This is a genomic window from Pseudanabaena sp. 'Roaring Creek' (genome assembly GCF_001402795.1).
Classification (GTDB): Bacteria; Cyanobacteriota; Cyanobacteriia; order Pseudanabaenales; family Pseudanabaenaceae; genus Pseudanabaena.
Genome location: NZ_LIRE01000104.1, coordinates 1 through 5184, shown reverse-complemented (window position 1 = coordinate 5184; position 5184 = coordinate 1). Strand labels below are relative to the sequence as shown.

Sequence of the window (5184 nt, the reverse complement as noted above, 5' to 3'; positions counted from 1 at the left end):
TTTTAAGTTTACTTATACCTAGCTACTTAGAAAGAGTCAAAGTAGATTTTTTCGCTACTTTGACTTTCTTTAACCTTGGCGAAATCATTGTGTTGCTTGGATTTACTCACGTTAGGATATAACTAGATCTTCAAAGCTAAATTTTCTAAGATTTACTTAGCATGAGTAACTGCCTTTGCCTTGCTTGCGATCGCCCAAACTCCATAACCACCAAATTCTGTACTCAATGCGGCGCTAAGTTACAAATTCAAGATCGTTACCGCGCTTTGAAGGCGATCGGACAGGGTGGATTTGGTAAGACTTTCTTAGCTCAGGATGAGTCGAAGCCATCGCAGCCGCGTTGTGTAATTAAGCAGTTTGCTTTTGAAACGATTAATCCTAATGCGAGTCAAGGGACTTTGGATGTCGCAATCAGGTTGTTTGAGCAGGAGGCAAAGCGGCTTGATGATTTGGGTAAGCATCCGCAAATTCCTGAACTTCTATCTTTTACAATCCATGAGGGTAAGCAGTACCTCATCCAAGAGTTTATCGATGGTGAGACTTTGGAGCAGGAGTTAGGGCGTGTTGGTGCTTTTAGTGAGCAGCAGGTGCGGGATGTGTTGGTGGAGGTGCTGCAAATCTTGGAGTTTGTGCATAGCAAGTCGGTAATCCATCGCGATATTTCGCCAGACAATATCATTCGGCGGCGTAGTGACAAAAAGTTGGTGTTGGTAGATTTTGGGGCGGCAAAGCACGCAACGGCGACGTTATTGGCAAAAACGGGAACGGGCATCGGGAAACCGAGTTATGGCGCTCCTGAGCAAATGTTGGGTAAGTCGGTGTTTCAGAGCGATTTGTTTGGGTTGGGTGTGACTTGTTTGCATTTGCTCACGAATGTGGAACCGTTTACGCTCTATGATGTTTTGGAAAATGAATATCAATGGCGACAGTTTTTGAATGGGAAAGTGGTGAGTGATGGTTTTGGGAAGTTATTGGATCGTTTGACTGCTTACAGGGTCAAGGAAAGACCTAGTTCAGTTATAGAAACTTTGCAAGTATTGCAACCAAAAGCGGCTCCAGTTAAACTAGTACCATTACCCGTAGTCCCATCACAACAAGCAAAACCAAGTTCCTTATCAGGAATATTTTCACAGCCAGTACAGACTCCTATATCAGCGTCGAGTAATTCCTTTGAGTTGGACTGTGGGAATGGTGTCAAATTGGAACTGGTGAAAGTGGCTGGTGGGAGTTTTAAGATGGGAAGTGATAATCTTAATTCTGAGAGACCAGTTCATCAAGTGACTTTAAATGATTTTTTGATTGGGAAATACCCAATTACACAGCAACAATGGCAATCTATAATTGGAAGTAACCCTTCTCATTTCAAAGGATTAAATCTACCAGTTGAGCAAGTCTCATGTAATGATGCACAGAAGTTTTGTAAGATATTATCATCTAGAATGAGTCGTAATGTTCGATTGCCAACCGAGTCAGAATGGGAATACGCAGCAAAAGGCGGTAATCAAAGTAAAGGATATTTATATTCTGGAAGTAATAATTTCGATGAAATTGGTTGGTATAAAAATAATGCTGAGAGTTCTACTCACCCTATGGGACAGAAAAAGCCCAATGAGCTTGGCATTTATGATATGAGCGGTAATGTATGGGAACTATGTTTAGATGAATGGCATGATCACTACCTTTTCAAACCTGAGAAGTTAAAACGAAATGGTAATGAAGCATGGGGAGAATGGAGTCACAATAAATCTTGTGTTTTGCGCGGAGGCTCTTGGTTTGATGAAGTCTGCCGTTTAACTTGTCGTAATGGAGGCAATGTAAATATCAAAGGTAATCGTTATGGCTTTCGGATAATAATCATTTAATTTTTTGTAACAATGACATCTTCAACTCAAGTGTAGAAAATTAAATTTCGGAATACGGATTAAGAAAATTAAAAGATCTTGGAGAAAATGAGAATTGAAGAAAATAATTGTAGGGGTTTAGCATTTGCGCCACAATTTCTAAACTCGTTACCACAATCTCGATCACAAATGCTAAACCCTTTGCGCTTTCACCGATAAATTGTCCCTGCGATTACAGGTTGAGGGCATAGCATTCCCAAATCAAGGCAATCTGTAAACGTATAAATCTCTGTAGGAATGCTATGCCCCTACGCATTTACGAATCTACAAATTCAAATTATTGGTGGTATATATTGGGTGATTTTCAAGTAAAAAAATCCTGTAGGGGCAGAGCATTACCGCCACAATTTCTAAATTTTAAGATCCATTTAAATCGGTAATGCTCTGCCCTTAACCTTCGCAAATCACCAACAATTCCCAAACCGCAGGGATAATTTATTGGTAATAGCGAAGAGGGTAGAGCATTTGCGTATAGAGATTTCGGTGATAATTGATGAACATTGGCGCAAATGCTCTACCCCTACATTTTTCGTTTGTACGTTTATAAATTTTTATGTCTTACCACCCTGAAATTCATCATCGGCGTTCTATTCGTTTGCAGGGGTATGACTATTCTCAATCGGGAGCTTATTTTGTAACTATCTGCACCTTTCAAAGACAGCATCTGTTTGGAGAAATAAATAATGGAGAAATGCAACTAAATGTTACTGGTCAGATTGTTTTTGCAATTTGGCAAAAAATTCCGCAGCATTTACCTAACGTGGAACTTGATGAATTTATCCTCATGCCCGATCACCTTCATGGAATTATTGTTATTTCAGAACAATATGAAAATTCTCACTCATTAGCAACAATTATTCAAAATTTCAAATCTACTTCTACTCGCAAAATCAATAAAATTAATCAAAATTCTGGTGTGTCTATCTGGCAAAGAAATTACTACGAAAGGATTATTAGAAGTGATCAAGAACTACATAATCTGGGGCAGTATATTTTGACTAATCCTCAGAATTGGAAGGTTGTTGCTGAATAAAAAAGAGATTTTCTTTTCTCAGCGATCGCCTTTTTTGTAGAGAGATTTGCGATCGCCATGCAAATTATTTGGACTAAACACGGTGAGGAGCGACAACAAAAATGCCAGCAAAAGCGACCAGACATTACCCGTGAAGCAGTCGAATTTTAGACATAAACTATTTCACCAATTTGAATACTTGCAATTACTTCCTTAATTCGTGGCACTAGAGGCTTGAGGGTTTCTAGTCGATTATTTGGTGCAGATAAAACAATCACAGCTAGATCAATTTTAGTGAGGTTTTGTTGTGCTGACAGATTATTATCAATCGTAATAAACACATCAAATTCACTCGCCGCAAGCCTCAGTAATTCACCGTTCTTTTTGCTTGCCCATCCTTGCTCTGGTACGGTCACTATAGTATGTCCATCAGATATTTCTCGCTTCAGCTTTTTAGGCAAGCACTCATCAAGCAGCACTTTCATGATCGTGTGCCAAATAATATTTGATTGATAGATTTAAAAACTTTACTACTTTTTCTTTCTGCACAGTTGGAAAGTCATCTAAAAATTCTTCCAGTGAGTCTCCTGCTTCAAGATAATCAACTAAGTTCTTTACAGGAACTCTAGTTCCCTTAAATATAGGTATTCCAGAGAGAATTTCAGGATCTCTTACAATTAATTGATTTTCCATTTTGTTACCTCAATTTTAGATCTCTCATAACCTAGATCATACAACCAAAATATGAAAGCATGTTTATGCTTTCTCATAAGCACTAATAAAATCATCCCGCGAAATTCCTGATTGAGTACAGATACTTCTAAGCGTAGAACCCTTGATCAGCTTATGATTTGGCATAGTTAGAGGAGTCGTTGTTCCATCAGCATTTTGTCTGACCATCGAGATATGCTCCTTCTCTCGTACTATCGAAAATCCAAAACTCTCAAGCACCTTAATTACCTTTGATTTAGGCGCATCAACAGGAAACTTAGCCATTACACACTCGCCTCAGCTACAAAAGCCTCAAGCACTGAAGACTCAGACTCTAAAACCGATCGCCCAAAGGTTTCGATATGAAACAAGATCGCCGATCGCACATCATTGAGAGCCTCTTCATAGGAATCTCCCTCACCAACCACAACCCCTTGAATCCCTAGAGGATAAGCCACATAACCCTCTGGATGCTTTTCTACCACAATTTTGATATGTTTCATGATTAATTAATGTAATTAGAGATATCTATAATACTAACCTTTTTATTTTTGGGGCAAGCAATCATCAACTTATCGGCAAGAGCAATCAAGAGAAATCCTCACCGCTTGGATTTGGCTGAAAGTCGAAAACATTGCTAGATTTGTAACAGCAGTACCACAACGTAGCAGGAGACAAAAACATGAGTAAATTTCAAATGTTTGATTCCGTTACTTTAAATCAAGACATTCAGCTTCACTCTGGCGGAATTGCCCCACAAGGGACTGATGGTGCGATCGTGGAAATCTTTAAAGATGGCGAAGCTTACCTAGTCGAGCTATTTGGTGGATGGCTAAAGTTCACTACTGAAGGCGATATGATCGAAACATCTCAAGACGATCCCGAAGCATTTCGTGACACCCTAGATGTAGAAACGCTCTATCCTCACCAAATAAATCCAATAAATACTCCTCAACAAAGCGATAAACAGAAAGTAAAGCAACAACTTTTAGCATTACTAGAAATACTTCCAGAAGAATCGATTCTACAAGTTAAAGACTTCACGGAATTCCTTTGCTATAAGCAACAGGCTACATCAACCTCAGTAGGTTCCCAAAAATGACAAACATTAATCAGATATATTTTTAGCGGAAGAAAGTTAAGTATTTACGCGATCGCCTTTTTCGTGGAGAGATTTGCGATTACCATGAAAATTATTTGAACTAAAACTTCGGTGCTATCCCTGCTTGCTTACATATTGCATTTGCCGTAATTCTATCAATCGTCCGATGTCTCTTAATCGGAATTGTTTTGATATTGTTGGTGTAAATGGAATGATTCCCTCCTTCCCTAAGCAAATAAAACCCATTTTCTTCAAAATATTTCACCAGATCACTGCGTTTAACTGACATAACTCACCTTACGCAGATAGAAAGCGCCCAAAAAAAATGACTGAGAATGTATACTGGAAGTAGGTTTGAGAGTAATTGCTTTGCCGAAACCAAGCTAAGATGAGGAAAGAAGATAAAAACATGAAGATGAACATGTTAGATCTTTATAGTGACTATCTAATTAGTTCTT

Annotated in this window: 8 protein-coding genes; 3 read left to right on the top strand and 5 right to left on the bottom strand. The window is 38.7% G+C overall.

Going from position 1 to position 5184, the window contains the following annotated elements; genetic code table 11:
• The first annotated feature begins 161 nt into the window (after nt 1-161).
• The gene (locus AC805_RS03410; RefSeq protein ID WP_055074109.1) at nt 162-1862 is read left to right on the top strand and encodes a bifunctional serine/threonine-protein kinase/formylglycine-generating enzyme family protein; all 1701 of its coding nucleotides are present in this window, start codon (nt 162-164) and stop codon (nt 1860-1862) included.
• A 592-nt stretch (nt 1863-2454) separates the two neighbouring features.
• On the top strand, nt 2455-2934 hold the full coding sequence (locus tag AC805_RS03405; RefSeq protein WP_055074108.1) for a transposase: 480 nt from the start codon (nt 2455-2457) through the stop codon (nt 2932-2934).
• A 146-nt stretch (nt 2935-3080) separates the two neighbouring features.
• On the opposite strand, the gene AC805_RS03400 is transcribed toward AC805_RS03405, so the two are convergent.
• The 4 genes from AC805_RS03400 to AC805_RS03385 form a co-directional block, all read right to left on the bottom strand.
• Nucleotides 3081-3398 (bottom strand): DUF5615 family PIN-like protein, encoded by a 318-nt coding sequence (locus AC805_RS03400; RefSeq protein WP_055074107.1) that lies wholly within the window; start codon nt 3396-3398, stop codon nt 3081-3083.
• Nucleotides 3382-3606 carry a DUF433 domain-containing protein gene (locus tag AC805_RS03395; protein ID WP_055074106.1) on the bottom strand — a complete coding sequence of 75 codons (225 nt, stop codon included), beginning with the start codon at nt 3604-3606 and terminating at the stop codon, nt 3382-3384. The genes AC805_RS03400 and AC805_RS03395 overlap by 17 nt, the downstream gene beginning before the upstream one ends.
• A 63-nt stretch (nt 3607-3669) precedes the next feature.
• A complete protein-coding gene (locus AC805_RS03390; protein ID WP_055074105.1) occupies nt 3670-3909 on the bottom strand; it encodes a type II toxin-antitoxin system HicA family toxin in 240 nt (79 codons plus the stop codon).
• On the bottom strand, nt 3909-4127 hold the full coding sequence (locus AC805_RS03385) for a type II toxin-antitoxin system HicB family antitoxin (RefSeq protein WP_055074104.1): 219 nt from the start codon (nt 4125-4127) through the stop codon (nt 3909-3911). The genes AC805_RS03390 and AC805_RS03385 overlap by 1 nt, the downstream gene beginning before the upstream one ends.
• 179 nt (nt 4128-4306) lie before the next feature.
• On the opposite strand from AC805_RS03385, the gene AC805_RS03380 reads away from it, so the two are divergent.
• Nucleotides 4307-4726 carry a hypothetical protein gene (locus AC805_RS03380; protein WP_055074103.1) on the top strand — a complete coding sequence of 140 codons (420 nt, stop codon included), beginning with the start codon at nt 4307-4309 and terminating at the stop codon, nt 4724-4726.
• A gap of 100 nt (nt 4727-4826) precedes the next feature.
• Here the strand turns inward: AC805_RS03380 and AC805_RS03375 are convergent, their stop codons facing one another.
• Nucleotides 4827-5015 carry a type II toxin-antitoxin system HicA family toxin gene (locus AC805_RS03375; RefSeq protein ID WP_055074102.1) on the bottom strand — a complete coding sequence of 63 codons (189 nt, stop codon included), beginning with the start codon at nt 5013-5015 and terminating at the stop codon, nt 4827-4829.
• Between the last annotated feature and the right edge of the window lie 169 nt (nt 5016-5184).

Coding starts and splice junctions, on each gene's coding strand:
- AC805_RS03410 (WP_055074109.1), top strand. CDS start 162: ATGAGTAACTGCCTTTGCCTTGCTTGCGATCGCCCAAACTCCATAACC.
- AC805_RS03405 (WP_055074108.1), top strand. CDS start 2,455: ATGTCTTACCACCCTGAAATTCATCATCGGCGTTCTATTCGTTTGCAG.
- AC805_RS03400 (WP_055074107.1), bottom strand. CDS start 3,398: ATGAAAGTGCTGCTTGATGAGTGCTTGCCTAAAAAGCTGAAGCGAGAA.
- AC805_RS03395 (WP_055074106.1), bottom strand. CDS start 3,606: ATGGAAAATCAATTAATTGTAAGAGATCCTGAAATTCTCTCTGGAATA.
- AC805_RS03390 (WP_055074105.1), bottom strand. CDS start 3,909: ATGGCTAAGTTTCCTGTTGATGCGCCTAAATCAAAGGTAATTAAGGTG.
- AC805_RS03385 (WP_055074104.1), bottom strand. CDS start 4,127: ATGAAACATATCAAAATTGTGGTAGAAAAGCATCCAGAGGGTTATGTG.
- AC805_RS03380 (WP_055074103.1), top strand. CDS start 4,307: ATGAGTAAATTTCAAATGTTTGATTCCGTTACTTTAAATCAAGACATT.
- AC805_RS03375 (WP_055074102.1), bottom strand. CDS start 5,015: ATGTCAGTTAAACGCAGTGATCTGGTGAAATATTTTGAAGAAAATGGG.